Source organism: Streptomyces sp. NPDC050439, from assembly GCF_040655335.1.
GTDB lineage: Bacteria > Actinomycetota > Actinomycetes > Streptomycetales > Streptomycetaceae > Streptomyces.
This window is the reverse complement of the sequence record NZ_JBFAJT010000003.1, coordinates 64583-82310: the sequence shown is the minus strand read 5'-3', so window position 1 is coordinate 82310 and position 17728 is coordinate 64583. Positions and strand designations below refer to the sequence as shown.

Below are 17728 nucleotides of genomic sequence, written 5' to 3'. Positions count from 1 at the left end.
CGAGTTTTCGGGAAGGGGTGGGGTTGGGGAAATTACCCCCCCAACAACCCCCGCACCGCCCCCAAAAGCCCATCCGAAGTCCCCCGATCCCGCACCGCCACCCGGAGCCAATCAGCCCCCAGCCCGGGAAACGTGTCCCCCCGCCGCAAGGCAAACCCCCGCTCCCGCAACCGCTCCCGCAGGCCCGCGGCCCCAGGCGCCCGAAAGAGCACGAAGGGCCCCTCCGCAGGCTCGACGACCCTCACCCCAAAGGGGGCGAACTCCCGTAGCCCGCGCAGGAGATGGGCCCGGTCAGCAGCCACCCGTACCGCCGCCGCCGACGCCTCGGCAAGCGCCGCAGGAGCCACACACACCTCCGCCGCCGCGAGGGCGGGCGAAGACACCGGCCACAGAGGCTGCGCCCGCGACAGGGAGGCGATCGTCTCCGGGTCGGCGAGGACGTAACCGATCCGCAGCCCCGCCAGACCCCACGTCTTGGTGAGGCTTCGCAGGACGACGAGACCGGGCACATCCGTGCGGCCCGCCAGCGCCTCCCGCTCCTCCGGCACCGCGTCCATGAACGCCTCGTCCACCACCAACACCCGCCCAGGTCGGGCCAGTTCGGTGATCGAGGCGGCCGGGTGGAGGACCGATGTCGGGTTCGTCGGGTTGCCGATCACGACCAGGTCGGCGTCCTCGGGGACTTTCGCCCCCGCGAGACGGAAACCGTCCTCCTCCCGGAGCAGCACCCGCCCCACCTCATGCCCCGCGTCCCGCAGCGCCGCCTCCGGCTCGGTGAACTGCGGGTGCACCACGACCGGCCTGCGCACCTTCAGCGCGCGGGCGAGCAGCACGAACGCCTCCGCCGCGCCCGACGTGAGGAGCACCCGGTCCGGCGTCACGCCGTGCCGCTCGGCCACCGCCTGCCGCGCCGCCCGGCCGTCCGGATAGGCCGCGAGGCCGTCCAGCGAGGCGGCGATGTGCCGCTTCAGCCAGGCAGGAGGGGTGTCCGAGCGGACGTTCACCGCGAGGTCGGTGAGGCCGGCGGTGCCCCGGACCTCGGCATCCCCGTGATGCCGCAGGTCCGGCCCGCCCTCGTACGTGCCCCCAGTGGGAGTGCGGCCCTCAGTGGGAGTGCGCATGCGAACCGTGGTGGTGGCCGTGCCCATGCCCATGCCCATGACCGTGCCCGTGTCCGTGGTCCCCGTCGTCGTCCGGGTGGAAGTGCGGCTGCTGCGGCGCCCCCACCTTGTCCTCGAAGCCGGGCAGGGCGATGCGGTAGACGCAGGAGTCGCAGTTCATCCGCAGGTCGCCCTTGACCGCCTCCCGGTAGCGCTCCATGACGAGGTCGAGCAGCTCCTCCTCGGGGCCGATCACGTCCGCCGAGAGGACCTCGGTCTCGGGGTGCGCCGCCGCCCAGCCTTCCGTCTGCTGACGGACCCGGTCCGGCAGGATGCCCGTGAAGAGGAAGTAGGGCAGGACCACGATCCGCTTCGCGCCAAGCCGCACACAACGGTCCAGGCCCGACGGCACGTCCGGCGCCGCGAGCGACACGAACGCCGTCTCCACGCCCGCGTAGCCGCGCCCCTCCCACAGGAGCCGCGCCGCCTTGTGCACCTCCGCGTTGGCGTCCGGGTCGGTCGAACCGCGGCCCACGAGCAGCACCGTGACGTCCGCGCGGTCCTCGGGCGTGCGGGCCGAGCCGCCGAGCGCCTCGTCCAGGCGGCGGTCCAGGACCTTCAGGAGCGAGGGGTGCGGGCCGAGCGGGCGGCCGTAGGTGTACGAGATGCCGGGGTGGCGCTCCTTCTCGCGGGTGAGCGCCGCGGGGATGTCACCCTTGGCGTGCCCGGCGGACACCAGCATCAGGGGGACCGCCGCGAAACGTTTGACGCCCCGGTCCACGAGGTCGGACACCGCGTCGCCCAACGGCGGCGGGGACAGTTCGATGAAGCCGCCGGCGACCGGGAGTTCGGGGTTGCGGCGGGCGAGCTCCTGCACGAAGTCCCGGAAGGCGGCCGCCCCGGCGTCGTCACGGGTGCCGTGTCCGGCGATGAGCAGTGCGGGCGGGGTGGTCACTGGGACTCCTTGGATGCTTCGGTGATGGTTGCGTTCTCGGCGGCGCCGTGGCTGACCCGCTCCACGTCCGCGGGGCCCGCGTCCGCGGGGTCCGCGTGCTGCCAGCGGTAGCCGCGCGGGGTCACCATGCGGCCCGCGATCTCGCGGGTCGCGGTGTTGCCGACGGTCACGACCGTCATCATGTCGACGACCGCCGGGTCGAGTTCGGCGATCGTGCTCAGGCGCGCCGACTCGTCCGGGCGGGACGCGTTGCGCACGACACCCACGGGCGTCGTGGGCTCGCGGTGCTCCGCGAGGATCGACAGGGCCTTCGGGAGCTGCCAGTCGCGGCCCCGGCTGCGCGGGTTGTAGAAGGTGACGATGATGTCCGCCTCGGCCGCCGCGCGCACCCGGCGCTCGATGACCTCCCACGGGGTGTGCAGGTCGGACAGGCTGATGGACACGTGGTCGTGGCCGAGCGGCGCGCCCAGGATCGCCGCCGCGGCGAGCGCGGCCGTCACGCCGGGCACCCCGATGACGTCGATGTCGTCGCTCGCCTCGGCGAGCGCGGGCGACGCCATCGCGTACACGCCCGCGTCACCGGAGCCGATCAGTGCGACCGCCTGCCCCTTCTGGGCCTCGGCGACCGCGGTACGGGCCCGCTCCTCCTCGGCGCCGAGACCCGACTCGATGAGCTTCGTGCCGGGCCTGAGCAGGTCGCGGATCTGGTCGACGTACTGGTCGAGGCCGACCAGGACCGAGGCCCTGCGCAGCTCCTCGCGGGCGCGCGGCGTCAGCAGATCGCGTGCGCCGGGGCCGAGCCCGACCACGGCCAGTCGCCCGCGAGGCGTGCGGCGCACCACCGCGCAGGTGGCCATGGGCGCACGGCCCTCGGGCGCCGACTTCCGCTTGGGCACGAGGAGTTCACCGCCGCCGCGCAGTGCGGCGGCCTCCGCCACCGAGGGCGTACCGACGGCGGCGAGCGGCGCGTCGGAGGGGTTCGGGACGTCGACAGCGGCCAGTTCGCCGGCCGCGTACGTCACGACCGGCACCCCGAGCCGCGCCGCCGCCTCGACGATGCCGGGCTCCCCGGCCTTCGCGTCGACGGTCGCGAGCGCGGCGACGGACGCGGGGGAGAGTCCCGCGTCGCGCAAGGTGTCCTCGATGAGCCCGAAGACCTCGTCGGCGGGGGCGTCCTTGCTGGCTCCCACGCCCACGGTGAGGGACGGCGGCCGCAACACGACTTCACCCGGGCCGAGTTCGAGGACCCGGTCCGTCACCCGGATGACCGGCCCGCCCGGCTGCCGCTGCCCCTGCCGAGGCGTGACGTTGGACGGCAGTGGAGGCAGCGGATGGGTGAACTCCGCGTCCAGAGCGACCGGTTCGCCGTCGAGGACCGCGCGGGAGACCCCGGCGACATCCCCCTCGACCGGCAGGCCGAGCGTGTCGAGACCCGGCACGTCCACGGCATCGGTCGCCGTCGTCACGACCGGCGTGGCCCCCAGGATGTCCGCCACCTCGTGGGCCAGCGCGTTGGCGCCCCCCTCGTGTCCGCCGAGCAGGGCGACGGCGAAACGCCCCGCCTCGTCGACGCAGACGACACCCGGGTCGACGTCCTTGCCCCGCAGGAGCGGCGCGGCGAGGCGCACCACCGCGCCGGTGGCGAGGAAGCACACCACTTGGTCGCACTCCGCGAAGGCCAGCTCCACGGCCTCCCGCACGGGACCCTCGTACACCCGCGTCCGCGAGGGCCACGCCGCGGCGACGCGGTCGCGTGCCGCGCCGCCCGCCGACGTGGCGGAGATCAGGCCGATCACTGCACTTCTCCTTCAGACAAGGATGGTGTGGGGCGGGTGCCCCACACCAGGAAGACCGGGTTGGCCGCGGCGAGCCGCGAGACCTCACCGGGCAGCGGCGCGAGCCGCGACGACTGCAGCAGCACGCCGTCGCAGTCGTACCCGGCGCCGCTCAGCGCGGCCCGGACCGCGGGCACCCGGTCGATCGCCGCCATGGCGACCACGACGGTCCGCCGCGCCCGCCGCGCGCACGCGGTCACTATGGCGGGCAGCTCACGGCCGCCGCCCCCGATGAACACGGCGTCCGGGTCCGAGAGATCCGAGAGGACGGTGGGCGCCGCCCCGTGCACCGCGCGTACGTCGACACCGTGCGCGGCGGCGTTGGCCCGCACCCGCTCGACCCCGTCGGCGGTCTTCTCCACGGCGACGACGGCCGCGCCGAACCGCGCGCACTCCACGGCGACCGAGCCCGAACCGGCGCCGATGTCCCACACGAGGTCACCGGTGCGCGGCCCGAGCCGGGCCAGGGCGAGCGCCCGCACCTCGAACTTGGTGATCATCGAGTCCCGGTGCGTGAACTCGTCCTCGTCCAGGGCCCATCGGGTGGGGGAGAGGCGGGGGCCCGCGACGGTGCGTACGGGCGCGAGGGCCCGCTCCTCGTCCAGGCACAGCACGACGCTCACCGCGGTGCCCCAGTCGCGGCCCGCGGCCTCGGCCGGGGTGACCCGCTCGATGTGCTCGTGCTCCGGGTCGCCCAGGCTGGACGCGACGACGAGGGCACGGGTGTCGGCGCGGCGCATCAGCTCGGCGCCGAGCTCGGCGGGACCACTGCCGGGGCCGGTCAGGACGGCCACCTTGGGGTGCGCGCGGCAGGCGTTCACGGCGGTGCGCGGATCGCGTCCGTGCGCGCTCACCACCACCGCGTCGTCCCACGGGAGCCCGACCCGCGCGAAGGCGGTGGCGACGGACGAGACACCGGGCCGGACGTCAAGGGCGGCGGACCCGAACCGCTCGGCGAGCGCCCGAACGATCCCGAAGAACCCCGGGTCCCCGGAGGCGAGCACGACGACACCGCCGCCCGCCACCCCCTCCGCCTTGGCCAGCTGCTCCTCGATCGCGTCGAGCGCGGGGGCGAGCGGCCCCATCACCACCCGGGCCGTCCCCGGCGGCAGCTCGGCGGCGTCGATGTGCCGCCGGGCGCCCACCACGAGCCCCGCGGCGCGCACGGCGTCCAGGGCCGCCGCGTCGAGCGGCGCCCCCGTGCCCGTACCGACGACGGTGATCATGAAGTGGCTTTCTCGGCGCGTAGCGCGGCCCGCGCCTGCGGGTCGGCCTTGCGGAAGCCGTGGAAGTGGCCCGGGTGGTAGAGGTGCGAGCGGGTGCCGTGCGCGGCGAGGGCGGGACCGACCAGGAAAAGGGTGTGCTTCCAGAGCTTGTGCTCCTTGACCGTCTCCTCGAGGGTCTCGATGGTGCAGTGCAGCACGAGCTCCTCGGGCCACGTCACCTGGTACGCGATGACGACGGGCGTGGTCGTCGGATAGCCGCCCTCCAGAAGCTCCCGCACCAGCTGGCCGCTGCGCGCCGTCGAGAGGAACAGCGCCATCGTCGTGCCGTGCCGCGCGAACTCCCGCACCTCCTCGCCGGGCGGCATCGGCGTCTTGCCGCCGCCGAGCCGGGTGAGGATCACGGACTGCGCGACCTCGGGGATCGTCAGCTCGCGCTGGGCGATCGCCGCGACCGCCGAGAACGACGAGACGCCGGGCACGATCTCGGTCTCCACGCCGATGCCTGCGCACCGGTCGACCTGCTCCTGCGTGCCGCCCCACAGGGCCGGGTCACCGGAGTGGATACGGGCGACCTTCAGGCCCTCGGCGGCGGCCCGCTCGTACACGGAGACCACCTCTTCGAGTGACATCGTCGCCGAGTCGAGGATCTCTGCGCCTTCACGCGCGTGTTCGAGAACTGCCGCCTGGACGAGGCTGGCGGCCCAGATGACGACATCGGCGTCCGCGATCGCCCGGGCGGCACGGAAGGTGAGCAGGTCGGCGGCGCCGGGCCCTGCCCCGACAAAGGTCACCTTGCCGGTGGTGGCTTCGGCGTCGGCCATGGGTGGGTTCCTCTCGTACGAAACAGAAAAACAGTGGTGTCGCCCCGCGCGGGATGTGCGGGGCAGGGGGTCAATCGGCTAGCAAGGGCGCATGGCGGTGTTCGTGGCGCTCGGCGCTTTCGTGATGACCCTGGTGGGCGGCTGGACGGCCCAGCGGGTCACTGACCGGCGCCACCTCGTGCTGGGGCTCGCGGGCGGTCTGATGCTCGGCGTGGTCGGCCTCGACCTGCTGCCGGAGGCGCTGGAGGCCTCGGGCACCCCGGTCTTCGGCGTACCGGCGGCGCTGCTCCTGTTCGTCGCGGGCTTCCTCGCCGCGCACCTGGTGGAGCGCCTCCTCGCGGGCAGGCACGCCGCGCACGGGGCGGACGAACACAACGGCCGGGTCCCTCAGGTGGGCCTGACGGCGGCCGGCGCGATGGTCGGGCACAGCGCCATGGACGGCATCGCGATCGGCGCTGCCTTCCAGGTGGGCGGCGGCATGGGCGCGGCGGTGGCCCTGGCGGTCGTCGCCCATGACTTCGCGGACGGCTTCAACACGTACACGATCACCAGCCTGTACGGGAACGCCCGCCGCAAGGCCCTCGCGATGCTCTTCGCGGACGCGGTGGCCCCCGTCCTTGGCGCCGCCTCGACGCTCCTGTTCACCATCCCGGAGCAACTGCTCGGCGGATATCTGGGGTTCTTCGGCGGAGCGCTGCTCTACCTGGCCGCCGCGGAGATCCTGCCGGAGGCCCATCACGAGCACCCGGCCCGCTCGACGCTGCTGTGCACGGTGGCCGGGGCGGCGTTCATCTGGCTGGTGGTGGGCATCGCGGAGTGAGGCGGCCGCGGAGGGTGTCACAGTTTCCCGCCCCGGCCGCTCTCGCGCCGTGCGGGAGCGATGAGGGTGGACAGATACGGCAGCGGCGCGTCGCCGAGTTCGGCGGCTCCCTGGATGGACTCTTCGGGCAGCCCCAGGGCCGACCCCCACACCGCGTCCTCGGTCCGCCCGGTCTCCCGCAGCGCGGCGGCCACCTCGTGGGCGAGCCGGCCGAACTTGTACGCGACGACCGTGCCGGGCCCGGCGAGCGCGTCCTTGAGCACGGCGGCGCCCGCGGTCACCGGCACCAGTGTCAGCGGCTCGGTGCCCTCGGTGAGGACGGCGCCGCTGCGCGCGGCGAGGTCCTGCATGGCGGTGATGCCGGGCACGGTCTCCACCTCGACGCCGGGCACGAGCTCCGCGATGGTCTGCGCGAGGTAGGTGAACGTCGAGTAGACGTTGGGGTCGCCGATCGTCGCGAACGCCACGGACCCGTGCTCGCGCAGCAGTTGGGCGACCCGCTCACCGGCGGCGTCCCAGGCGGCCTCGCGGCGCTGCCGGTCACTGCGCTCGTTGAGCGCGAACACGACGCGTACGACCTTGTCCTCGGGGACGTAGTGCAGCACGGTCGACTCGGCGCGCCCGCGCTCGCCGCCGTCCGTGCCGTCGGGCGCGGCCATGACGGGTACGACGACGACAGCGGCGGCACGCAGCGCGTTGACGCCCTTGACCGTGACGAGCTCGGGGTCTCCGGGACCGACGCCGACCCCGACCAGCTTGCTGCTCATGCTGCTGCCCATCCTCTGCACCTCTCTACGAACCGACGGGCGATACCGGGTTCGGCGGCCCAATGCGTGTGCAGGTAACTCGCGTGCACGCCTTGTTGTACGAAGCCTTCGAGGCGCCGCTCAGGAGCATGCATCCCCCAGGCGGCGACCGCCCCGGCGCCCGGTTCGACGACGGTGCGGTGGAACTCGTGCCCGCGCATCCGGGTCCCGGCGACGGCCAGGGAACTGTCGGACACGGCCACGGCGTCGCGGTACCCGAGCGTGAGCCGCTCGGACATCCGTGCGTGCGCGTCAAGGACCCCGCACATCGGCTTCCCGTCCAACTCCCGCGTCAGGTACAGCAGTCCGGCACATTCGGCGGACACGGGCGCACCGCTCAGCGCCAGCTCGGCAACGGCTTTCCGCAACGGCTCGTTGGCCGAGAGCTCCGGCGCGTACACCTCGGGGAACCCGCCCCCGATGACGAGCCCGGCGGTGCCGGGCGGCAGCTGCTCATCCCGCAACGGATCAAAGGTGACGACATCGGCCCCGGCGGCGGTCAGCAGCTCGACGTGCTCCGCATAGGAGAAGGAAAAGGCGGCCCCACCGGCGACGGCGACCAGGGGACGACTATTGGCCCCCACCGCAACCGGATCCCACGTGTCACCCGACAACGCAGGCGCACTGCGCGCCAGCGCGAGAACCGCATCCAGGTCACACCCCTCGCGGACCCGGGCGGCCAACGCCGCAACAGACTCCAACGCCTCGGCCCGCCGCTCGGCGACCGGCACCAGCCCCAAGTGCCGCGACGGAGCCTGGACCTGCGGGGCGCGTCCCAGCGCCCCGAGGACCGGGACCCCCGACTCATCAAGGGCCTCCCGCAGCAACCCCTCATGCCGCGCAGACCCCACCTTGTTCAGAATCACGCCCCCGATCCGCACCTCCGGATCCCACGAGGCGAACCCATGCACAAGCGCGGCAACGGACCGCGACTGCGAAGAAGCGTCCACGACAAGCACCACCGGCGCCCGCAGCAGCTTCGACACCTGCGCGGTGGAGGCGAGCTCGCCCTGCCCGGAGGCCCCGTCGTAAAGGCCCATGACGCCTTCGACCACGGCGAGATCGCACCCCCGCGCCCCATGGGCGAAAAGGGGCGCGACCAACTCGGGCCCGCACATGAAGGCGTCGAGGTTCCGCCCGGGCCGGCCCGTGGCCAGCGCGTGATACCCGGGGTCGATGTAGTCGGGCCCCACCTTGTGCGGGGACACGGCGAGCCCGGCCGCGGCGAACGCGGCCATCAACCCCGTGGCGACGGTCGTCTTCCCGCTCCCGGAAGACGGCGCGGCCACCACAAGCCGAGCTACCACTCGATGCCCCTCTGGCCCTTCTGCCCGGCGTCCATCGGATGCTTGACCTTGGACATGTCGGTGACGAGATCGGCGAACTCGACGAGCTCAGCAGGCGCGTTGCGCCCCGTGATGACGACATGCTGGTTCCCGGGGCGCGCCCGGAGCGTCTCGATGACGTCGTCCACGTCGATCCACCCCCAGTGCATGGGGTAGGCGAACTCGTCGAGGACGTACAGCTGGTACGTCTCGGCGGCGAGGTCCCGCTTGACCTGCTCCCAGCCCTCGCGGGCCTTGTCCTCGTTGGTCTGCTCGCCCTCGGCCGGCGCGCGCTGGATCCACGACCAGCCCTCGCCCATCTTGTGCCAGTCGACGGACCCGCCCTCGCCGGACGCCCCGAGGACCTTGAGGGCGTTCTCCTCGCCGACCTTCCACTTCGCCGACTTCACGAACTGGAAGACCCCGATGGGCCACCCCTGATTCCAGGCCCGCAGCGCGAGCCCGAAGGCGGCGGTGGACTTTCCCTTGCCGATCCCGGTGTGCACGAACACCAGCGGGCGGTTGCGCCGCTGACGCGTGGTGAGCCCGTCGTCCGGCACCATGCTCGGCTGTCCCTGAGGCATCAGGCCACGCTCCTTGTACGAGTTCCCTGAACGTCCTTGACGAGCCCCGCGATGGACTCCGCCCGCAGCTCGTCGAGCGTCACGGCGGTCCCGCCGAGCTCACCCGCGAGCTGCCCCGCGAGACCGAGCCGTACCGGCCCCGACTCGCAGTCCACGACCACCGAGGCGATCCCCGCGGCCCCGAAGAGCCGCGCCGCACGCCCCGCTCGGGCCACCGGCTCCACGCCACCCGTGGCCCGGCCGTCCGTCACGACCACCACCAGCGGACGCCGCGCCGGATCGCGCAGCCGCTCCACCCGCAGCACCTCGTGCGCCTTGAGCAGCCCGGCCGCGACCGGCGTACGTCCGCCCGTGGGCAGCGTCTCCAGGCGGGCGGCAGCCGCGTCGACGGACGACGTGGGCGGCAGCGCCACCTCCGCGTCGGACCCCCGGAAAGTGACCAGGCCGACCTTGTCCCGCCGCTGATATGCGTCGAGGAGCAGCGAGAGCACCGCGCCCTTCACGGCGCTCATCCGCTGCCGCGCGGCCATGGACCCGGAGGCGTCCACGACGAAGAGCACGAGGTTGCCCTCACGCCCCTCCCGTGTCGCCTGCCGCAGATCGTCACGCCGTACGACGAGCCCCCGCCCGGAGCGCCCGCGTGCCCGCTGATGCGGGGCCGCCGCCTGCACGGTGGCCGCCAGGTGCAGCTTGGTGAGCGCCCCCTGAGGCCGCCGGGCCCCGGTGGTCCGCCCGTGCTCGGTCCGCGCCCGCGAGCGCCGCCCCGCGGCGCCCTCGCCCAGGCCGGGCACGCTCAGCATCTTGGTGCGGAACGGCTCCGCGGCCCGCACGGGCTGCTGCTCGCCGCCGCCGGCTGCCGGAGACTGCTCGGGGGAGGCGTCGTCGTCCTGCCCGGCCTCGCCGTCAGAAGCCTCAGGGGTCTCAGGAGCCTCGGAGGTCTCAGGCGACTCAGGGGTGTCAGGCGCGTCGGGTCCGTCCTGCGGCGGCTGTCCGCCCCCGTCAGGGCCGCCGCCGTCGGGGTCGTCGTCCCCGCCGTCGCCCTCGTCGTCCCCCGCGGACTGCTCCAGCGTGTCGTCGAGCTTGTCCTCGTCGAGCCCCGGCGCGTCGAAGGGGTTGCGCCGGCGCCGGTGCGGCAGCGCGAGGAGCGCGGCCTGGCGCACGTCCTCCGCGAGCACGTCCTCGCGTCCCGCCCACGCGGCAAGGGCGGTCGCCGTACGCGCCATCACGATGTCGGCCCGCATCCCGTCGACCTCGAAGGCCGCGCAGGTGGCGGCGATCTGCCGCAACGCGCCGTCGCCGAGCCGCACTTGGGGGAGCAGCGCGCGCGCCGCGACGATCCGGCCGCGCAGCGCGGCCTCCTCGTCGTGCCACCGCGCGGCGAACCTCTCCGCGTCGTCGTCGTACGCGAGCCGTCGCCGTACGACCTCGACCCGCTGATCGGTCTCGCGCGACGCGGCGACCTCGACGGTGAGCCCGAACCGGTCGAGCAACTGCGGCCGCAGTTCGCCCTCTTCGGGGTTCATGGTGCCGACGAGCAGGAACCGCGCGGCATGGCGCACGGAGACGCCCTCGCGCTCGACGTACGAGGCGCCCATGGCGGCGGCGTCGAGCAGCAGGTCCACCAAGTGGTCGTGCAGCAGGTTCACTTCGTCGACGTAGAGGATGCCGCGGTGGGCGTCGGCGAGCAGGCCGGGCTCGAAGGCCTTGACGCCCTCGGCGAGCGCCCGCTCGATGTCGAGGGCCCCGACCAGGCGGTCCTCGGATGCGCCCACGGGCAGTTCGACCATCCGCGCGTCCCGCACGGAGGCCCCGCCCGCGTCATGCGGGCCGTCGGGGCAGGCGGGGTCGGGAGCGGCCGGGTCACAGGAGAACCGGCAGCCGGCCACGACGGGCACCTGCGGGAGCAGCGCCGAAAGGGCGCGCACCGCGGTGGACTTGGCGGTGCCCTTCTCGCCGCGTACGAGGACACCGCCGACGGCGGGCGACACGGCGTTGAGCAGCAGCGCGAGCCGCAGGTCGTCCTGGCCGACGAGGGCGGTGAACGGATAGGGGGTACTCACAAGGCCTCCATTGCGTGTTCCGGGGCGGGGCAGGGGGCGGCGGGCCTCACCCGTCCCCCTCAAGATCGCCCTCTAGCTCCAGGTAGGTGGCCCGCAGCCGCTCCAGCGTCCCCGCGTCCGGCTCGGCCCACAGACCACGCTCGGCCGCTTCGAGCAGTCGCTCCGAAATGCCGCGCAGCGCCCAGGGGTTGGACTTCTGCATGAACTCCCGGTTCTCGGGGTCGAAGACGTACTCGGCGGAGAGCTTCTCGTACATCCAGTCGTCGACCACGCCCGCGGTCGCGTCGTACCCGAAGAGGTAGTCCACGGTGGCGGCCATCTCGAAGGCGCCCTTGTAGCCGTGGCGCCGCATGGCCGCCATCCAGCGGGGGTTGACCACGCGGGCCCGGAAGACGCGGTGGGTCTCCTCGCCCAGGGTCCGCGTCTTCACCTGGTCGGGGGTCGCCGAGTCGCCGACGTACGCCTCGGGGGACTCGCCCGTGAGGTGCCGCACCATGGCGACCATGCCGCCGTGGTACTGGAAGTAGTCGTCGGCGTCCACCAGGTCGTGTTCGCGCGTGTCCACGTTCTTCGCGGCGACGGCGATGCGCCGGAACGCGGTCTCCATGTCGCCGCGCGCGGCCTTGCCGTCGAGCCCGCGCCCGTAGGCGTAGCCGCCCCACACCGCGTACACCTCGGCGAGGTCGGCGTCGCTGCGCCAGTTCCGCGCGTCGATCAGCGGAAGGAGGCCCGCGCCGTAGGCCCCGGGCTTCGAGCCGAAGATCCGGGAGGTGGCCCGGCGCCGGTCACCGTGCTCGGCGGTGTCCTCGTCGGCGTGCGCCCGCACGTAGTTGGACTCCGGGGCTTCGTCCAGCTCGGCCACGGCCCGCACCGCGTCGTCGATCAGGCCGACGACGTGCGGGAACGCGTCCCGGAAGAACCCGGAGATCCGTACGGTCACGTCGATGCGCGGCCGGCCGAGCTCCTCCACCGGCACGATCTCGAAGCCCGTCACGCGCCGGGACGCGTCGTCCCACACGGGACGGCAGCCGAGCAGCGCCAGGATCTCCGCGATGTCGTCGCCCTGCGTGCGCATCGCCGACGTGCCCCACACGGTCAGGCCGACCGACTTCGGGTAGGCGCCGGTGTCCGCCAGATAGCGGGCGATCAGCGAGTCGGCGAGCGCCTGGCCGACCTCCCAGGACAGCCGCGAGGGAATCGCCTTGGGGTCGACGGAGTAGAAGTTGCGGCCGGTCGGCAGCACGTTCACGAGTCCGCGCGTGGGCGACCCGGAGGGCCCGGCCGGGACATAGCCGCCGTCGAGCGCCCGCAGGATGTGCCCGATCTCGTCGGTCGTCCGCGCGAGCCGCGGCACGACCTCCTCGCAGGCGAAGCCCAACACGGCCACGGCGGGCGGCAGTTCGACACCGACGGTCTCGCGCACCAGCTCACGCACCGCGCCGAGCTCCCAGCCGCGCTCCTCCATGCCCTCGGCGAGGCGGCGGCACAGCTGCTCAAGGAGGTCCAGTGCGTCCGCGCCGGTCCGGGCGGGCCCGTCGACCAGCGACGTCAGGCCGTCCGCGACCTTCACCGCCGCGCCCGGCTCGGCGAGCAGCTCCTTCTCGCTGAGCCCGAAGTGCTCGGCCAGGCAGGCCCGCAGGCCGGGCAGGGCGTTGGCCTGACCGCCCCACACCTGGGAGGCCCGCAGGACGGCGAGCACCAGATTGACGCGCGCCTCGCCCTCGGGGCCACCGCCCAGGATGTGCAGGCCGTCGCGGATCTGCACGTCCTTGATCTCGCACAGATAGCCGTCGATGTGCATGACGAACTCGTCGAAGGCGGTGTCGTCGGGCTGCTCGTCCACGTGCAGGTCGTGATGGAGCTCGGCGGCCTTCACCAGCGTCCAGATCTGCGCACGCACGGCGGGGGCCTTCGTCGGGTCCAGGTCGCTGACCAGCGCGTACTCGTCGAGGAGCTGCTCCAGCTTCGCCAGGTCCCCGTACGTGTCCGCGCGCGCCATCGGCGGCACCAGGTGGTCCACCACCGTGGCGTGCCCGCGGCGCTTGGCCTGGGTGCCCTCGCCGGGGTCGTTCACGATGAACGGGTAGATCAGCGGCAGCTCGCCGAGCACCGCGTCCGGGGCGCAACCACCGCTCAGGCCGAGGCCCTTGCCCGGCAGCCACTCCATCGTGCCGTGCTTGCCCATGTGGACGACTGCGTCGGCGCCGAAGGACATCTCCAGCCAGCGGTAGGCCGCCATGTAGTGGTGCGAGGGCGGCATGTCGGGGTCGTGGTAGATCGCGATCGGGTTCTCGCCGAAGCCGCGCGGCGGCTGGATCATCACGACGACGTTCCCGAACCGCAGCGAGGCGAGCACGATGTCGTCGCCGTCCACGTACAGGTTGCCGGGCGGCTCGCCCCACGCCTCCAGCATGCCGTCGCGCAGCTCCGGGTCCAGCGTGTCGAACCACGCCCGGTAGTCGGCGAGCGGCACGCGCGCGGGGGCGGCGGCCAGCTGCTCCTCGGTGAGCCACTCGACGTCGTGGCCACCGGCGTTGATGAGCCGGTGGATCAGTTCGTCGCCGTTGTCCGGGTGGCCCTCGACGACGTACCCGGCGTCCCGCAGGGAGTCGAGCACACGCACTGCCGACGCGGGGGTGTCCAGGCCGACCGCGTTGCCGACGCGCGCGTGCTTGGTCGGGTACGCGGTGAAGACCAGGGCGAGCTTCTTCTCCGCGTTCGGCTTGTGCTTCAACTGGGCGTGGCGCAGGGCGATTCCGGCGACGCGGGCGGCGCGCTCGGGGTCGGCCACGTACACCGGTACGTCGTCGGGGCCCTGCTCCTTGAAGGAGAACGGCACGGTGATGATGCGGCCGTCGAACTCGGGGATCGCGACCTGCATGGCCGCGTCCATGGGGGAGAGCGCGGCGTCCGACGCGTCCCACGTGGCACGCGACGAGGTCAGGCAAAGTCCTTGCAGGACAGGGATGTTGAGGTCGGCGAGGGCGCCGATGTCCCAGGCCTCCTCGTCACCGCCCGCGCTCGCCCCCGAGGCGTGCGTGCCGCCCGCCGCGAGGACGGTGGCGACCAGCGCGTCCGCCTTCCCGAGGATCTCGTACAGGCCGGAGTCGGCGCCGCGCAGCGAACCGCAGTACACGGCAAGGGCGTTGGCGCCGCGCGCCTCGATCGCGTCGCACAGCGTGTCGACGAAGCCGGTGTTGCCGGAGAGCTGGTGCGCCCGGTAGAAGAGCACACCCACGGTCGGCCGGCCCTCGACGTACGCGCGTGTGCCGTGCACCCCGTACTCGGGCATCTTCCGCGGCTCGGCGCTCTGCCGTTCGTGGGCGTCACCGGAGCGCGCGTGCCCTGCCGCGAGGACGTCCTCCTTGAGGAACCGCGCCAGCTCACGCAGGTTCTCCGTGCCGCCCTCGACGAGGTACCGCAGCGCCTCCGCCACGGACCCCGCGTGCACGGTCGACTCCGCCATCAGCTCCGCGTCCGGCACGGATTCACCGCCGAGCAGCACCGTCGGGATGCCGGCCGCCTTCAGCGCCGCGAGCCCGTCCTCCCACGCCCGCTTGCCGCCGAGCAGGCGTACGACGGCGATGTCCGCGCCCTCGACCAGCGCGGGCAGCTCGGCCTGCGCGTCGACCCGGGTCGGGTTGCCGATGCGGTAGGGGGCGCCGGAGGCACGGGCGGCAAGAAGGTCCGTGTCGGCGGTGGACAGAAGCAGAACGGTCATGAAGGTGCCCCCGGTGCGATGAAGGGGAGACCGGCGGGTGCGCCGGTCTCGATCAGGCTGAGCAGCGCGTCCGTGTCCGCGTGTTCTTCGATCAGGTCGCCGAGCAGGTCGAGCTGCTCCTCGCGCAGGACGCCGAAACTGGTGTCGGGCGCGGGCACGAAGCGGCGCCCGGCGGCGCGGGCGACCTCGGTGAGGAAGCGGCGCCGGAACGCGTCGGACTCCAGGGAGCCGTGCCAGTGCGTGCCCCACACCTCGCCCACGCGGCAGCCGTCCAGGAAGGCTTCCCCGCCCAGGACTTGAGCGACACCGTGATGGATCTCGTACCCCTCGACGGGTTCGCCCAGGGCCGTGCCGACGGGCCGCGCGAGGGTTTTCTCGCGCTCGAAGCGCACGCGCACGGGCAGCAGACCGAGCCCGTCCACGGCTCCCGCCCGCGACTCGACGTCGTCCTCGATGTGCTCCCCGAGCACCTGGAAGCCGCCGCAGATCCCGAGGACGGGCCGCCCCTCGGCGGCCCGCCGCGCGATGGCGTCGGCGAGGCCGCGCTCGCGCAGCCACTCCAGGGCGCGCACGGTGCCGCGCGTGCCGGGCACGACCACGAGATCGGCGTCGACGAGTTCCTCGGCCCGGTCCACGAACCGCACGACGACGCCGGGTTCGGCGGCCAGGGCGTCCACGTCCGTAAAGTTCGACATGAGCGGAATGGCGCACACAGCGACCCGCAGCACGTCCTCACCGACCGGGGGAGCGACGACGGACTCCCGTACGGCACCCCGCAGGGAGACCCGCAGGCCGTCCTCCTCGTCGATGCCGAGGCCGTGCTGGAACGGCAGCACACCGAACGTGCGCCGCCCGGTGAGCCCGTGGAGCATGTCGAGCCCGGGTTCGAGCAGCGAGACGTCGCCCCGGAACTTGTTCACGAGATATCCGGCGACCAGCTCCTGGTCCTCGGCGCTCAGCAACGCCGTCGTCCCGAAGAAGGAGGCGAACACGCCCCCGCGGTCGATGTCTCCCACCACGACCACGGGGAAGCGGGCGGCCCGCGCGATCCCCATGTTCACGATGTCCGTACGCCGCAGATTGATCTCGGCGGGACTGCCCGCGCCTTCGCAGATCACGGCGTCATAGCTGCCCCGAAGTTCCTCCAGGCATCCCACGACGGTCGACAACAACGCTTGCTGCCGCCCTCCGTGGTAGCCGCGCGCGCTCATCTCGCCCACGGGCTTGCCCATCAGGACGACCTGGCTGCTGCGGTCGCTGCCCGGCTTGAGCAGCACCGGATTCATCAGCGCGGTCGGCTCGACCCGGGCGGCCTGCGCCTGCATGGCCTGAGCGCGCCCGATCTCGGCGCCCTCGCGGGTGACGAAGGAGTTGAGGGACATGTTCTGCGCCTTGAAGGGCGCGACGGAGACGCCCTTGCGGGCCAGCCACCGGCAGATCCCCGCGGTGACGACACTCTTGCCCGCGTCGGACGTGGTTCCCGCGACGAGGAGTCCACCACTCATGAGGCCCTGCCTTTCCGTATGGTGCTCACGGCCGCGGCGACCCCGAGAGCAAGGAGACCGACCCGCCGCGACAGCTTCACGGCCCGCTCGATGTCGGCGACTTGCACGCCCCGCCCGCCGCCGTTCAGGACCGGCCGGTGCTCCACGCGCCCCGCGTACGAGAGCGTCCCCCCGAGCCGTACGCCCAACGCCCCCGCGAAGGCGGCCTCGACGGGCCCGGCGTTGGGGCTCGGATGCTTGGCGGCGTCCTGGCGCCAGGCGCGCACGGCGCCCTGCGGCGCGTCCCCGGCGGCCGCCGCGAGCACGGCGGTGAGCCGTGCGCCCGGCCACCCCAGTACGTCGTCGAGCCGGGCGGAAGCCCACCCGTAGCGCCGGTACTTCGCGGACTTGTGCCCGACCATGGCGTCGAGCGTGTTGACGGCGCGGAAGGCGACGAGCCCCGGCACGCCGCCCAGGGCCCCCCACACCAGGGCGCCCACCACGGCGTCGGACGTGTTCTCGGCGACGGACTCCACCACGGCCCGCGCGATGCCGTCGGCGTCCAGGGCCTGCGGATCACGTCCGCACAGATGCGGCAGCCGCTCCCGGGCCACCTCGATGTCCCCGGCGGCGAGCGCCCCGCCCACGGCCCGCGCCTCACGCCCGAGCGAGGTCCCGCCGAGCACGGCCCAGGTGGTGGCGGCGGTCAGCGCGACGGACGCGGCGCGTGAGTCACGTACAAGAGAAGAGAACAGAGCGGCGGCGCCTGCCGCGCCCCCGACGCACACCACGGCGTGCAGGGCACCCCACCCGCGGTGGTCACGCCACAGGACACGCTCGACGGCACCGGCAGCCCGCCCGAACGCGGCGACCGGATGCCCGCGACGAGGATCGCCGAGGAACAGATCACCGAGAAGGCCGGCGGCGGCGCCGTACGCGAAGTCGCGATCGGCACGCATGGCTTCAGCCGGTCGCTGTGCCGAGAAGTGAG

13 protein-coding genes are annotated in these 17728 nt (G+C 73.4%); 1 reads left to right on the top strand and 12 read right to left on the bottom strand.

All coding sequences use genetic code 11. From position 1 onward, the window contains the following. Positions 1-32: 32 nt before the first annotated feature. The 5 genes from cobC to cobM are packed head-to-tail and all read right to left on the bottom strand — an operon-like array spanning position 33 to position 5937. The gene (gene cobC / locus AB0I66_RS13450) at positions 33-1121 is read right to left on the bottom strand and encodes an Rv2231c family pyridoxal phosphate-dependent protein CobC (RefSeq protein ID WP_363207976.1); all 1089 of its coding nucleotides are present in this window, start codon (positions 1119-1121) and stop codon (positions 33-35) included. Continuing rightward, positions 1105-2055, bottom strand: coding sequence for a sirohydrochlorin chelatase (locus AB0I66_RS13445; protein ID WP_363207975.1), 951 nt, complete (start codon positions 2053-2055; stop codon positions 1105-1107). Before AB0I66_RS13445 ends, cobC begins: the two co-directional genes overlap by 17 nt. Next, positions 2052-3851 (bottom strand): precorrin-3B C(17)-methyltransferase, encoded by a 1800-nt coding sequence (gene cobJ, locus AB0I66_RS13440; protein ID WP_363207974.1) that lies wholly within the window; start codon positions 3849-3851, stop codon positions 2052-2054. Before cobJ ends, AB0I66_RS13445 begins: the two co-directional genes overlap by 4 nt. Continuing rightward, positions 3848-5116, bottom strand: coding sequence for a precorrin-6y C5,15-methyltransferase (decarboxylating) subunit CbiE (gene cbiE / locus AB0I66_RS13435; RefSeq protein WP_363207973.1), 1269 nt, complete (start codon positions 5114-5116; stop codon positions 3848-3850). The genes cobJ and cbiE overlap by 4 nt, the downstream gene beginning before the upstream one ends. After that, positions 5113-5937, bottom strand: coding sequence for a precorrin-4 C(11)-methyltransferase (gene cobM / locus AB0I66_RS13430; RefSeq protein WP_363207972.1), 825 nt, complete (start codon positions 5935-5937; stop codon positions 5113-5115). The genes cbiE and cobM overlap by 4 nt, the downstream gene beginning before the upstream one ends. A 91-nt stretch (positions 5938-6028) precedes the next feature. Between cobM and AB0I66_RS13425 the strand changes: the two genes are divergently transcribed. Then, positions 6029-6757, top strand: coding sequence for a ZIP family metal transporter (locus AB0I66_RS13425; RefSeq protein ID WP_363207971.1), 729 nt, complete (start codon positions 6029-6031; stop codon positions 6755-6757). Between the two features lie 17 nt (positions 6758-6774). Here the strand turns inward: AB0I66_RS13425 and cobI are convergent, their stop codons facing one another. The 7 genes from cobI to AB0I66_RS13390 are packed head-to-tail and all read right to left on the bottom strand — an operon-like array spanning position 6775 to position 17696. Further along, entirely contained in the window at positions 6775-7524 is a 750-nt protein-coding gene (gene cobI, locus AB0I66_RS13420; RefSeq protein WP_363207970.1) for a precorrin-2 C(20)-methyltransferase, read from the bottom strand. Continuing rightward, positions 7521-8870: a cobyrinate a,c-diamide synthase gene (locus tag AB0I66_RS13415; RefSeq protein WP_363207969.1), complete on the bottom strand. Its 1350-nt coding sequence runs from the start codon at positions 8868-8870 to the stop codon at positions 7521-7523. Before AB0I66_RS13415 ends, cobI begins: the two co-directional genes overlap by 4 nt. Beyond that, a complete protein-coding gene (cobO, locus tag AB0I66_RS13410) occupies positions 8864-9472 on the bottom strand; it encodes a cob(I)yrinic acid a,c-diamide adenosyltransferase (RefSeq protein ID WP_363207968.1) in 609 nt (202 codons plus the stop codon). Before cobO ends, AB0I66_RS13415 begins: the two co-directional genes overlap by 7 nt. Continuing rightward, the gene (locus AB0I66_RS13405; protein ID WP_363207966.1) at positions 9472-11532 is read right to left on the bottom strand and encodes a putative cobaltochelatase; all 2061 of its coding nucleotides are present in this window, start codon (positions 11530-11532) and stop codon (positions 9472-9474) included. Before AB0I66_RS13405 ends, cobO begins: the two co-directional genes overlap by 1 nt. A gap of 46 nt (positions 11533-11578) precedes the next feature. Beyond that, the gene (cobN, locus tag AB0I66_RS13400; protein ID WP_363207965.1) at positions 11579-15253 is read right to left on the bottom strand and encodes a cobaltochelatase subunit CobN; all 3675 of its coding nucleotides are present in this window, start codon (positions 15251-15253) and stop codon (positions 11579-11581) included. Then, the gene (locus AB0I66_RS13395) at positions 15250-16758 is read right to left on the bottom strand and encodes a cobyric acid synthase (protein ID WP_363207964.1); all 1509 of its coding nucleotides are present in this window, start codon (positions 16756-16758) and stop codon (positions 15250-15252) included. Before AB0I66_RS13395 ends, cobN begins: the two co-directional genes overlap by 4 nt. Next, on the bottom strand, positions 16755-17696 hold the full coding sequence (locus AB0I66_RS13390) for a cobalamin biosynthesis protein (protein WP_363207963.1): 942 nt from the start codon (positions 17694-17696) through the stop codon (positions 16755-16757). Before AB0I66_RS13390 ends, AB0I66_RS13395 begins: the two co-directional genes overlap by 4 nt. Positions 17697-17728 lie beyond the last annotated feature (32 nt).

Bases quoted from the DNA above. Each gene is read 5' to 3' on its own strand.
- cobO (WP_363207968.1), bottom strand. From the start codon at position 9,472: ATGCCTCAGGGACAGCCGAGCATGGTGCCGGACGACGGGCTCACCACG.
- cobM (WP_363207972.1), bottom strand. From the start codon at position 5,937: ATGGCCGACGCCGAAGCCACCACCGGCAAGGTGACCTTTGTCGGGGCA.
- cobC (WP_363207976.1), bottom strand. From the start codon at position 1,121: ATGCGCACTCCCACTGAGGGCCGCACTCCCACTGGGGGCACGTACGAG.
- AB0I66_RS13425 (WP_363207971.1), top strand. From the start codon at position 6,029: ATGGCGGTGTTCGTGGCGCTCGGCGCTTTCGTGATGACCCTGGTGGGC.
- AB0I66_RS13395 (WP_363207964.1), bottom strand. From the start codon at position 16,758: ATGAGTGGTGGACTCCTCGTCGCGGGAACCACGTCCGACGCGGGCAAG.
- cobI (WP_363207970.1), bottom strand. From the start codon at position 7,524: ATGAGCAGCAAGCTGGTCGGGGTCGGCGTCGGTCCCGGAGACCCCGAG.
- AB0I66_RS13390 (WP_363207963.1), bottom strand. From the start codon at position 17,696: ATGCGTGCCGATCGCGACTTCGCGTACGGCGCCGCCGCCGGCCTTCTC.
- cobN (WP_363207965.1), bottom strand. From the start codon at position 15,253: ATGACCGTTCTGCTTCTGTCCACCGCCGACACGGACCTTCTTGCCGCC.
- cbiE (WP_363207973.1), bottom strand. From the start codon at position 5,116: ATGATCACCGTCGTCGGTACGGGCACGGGGGCGCCGCTCGACGCGGCG.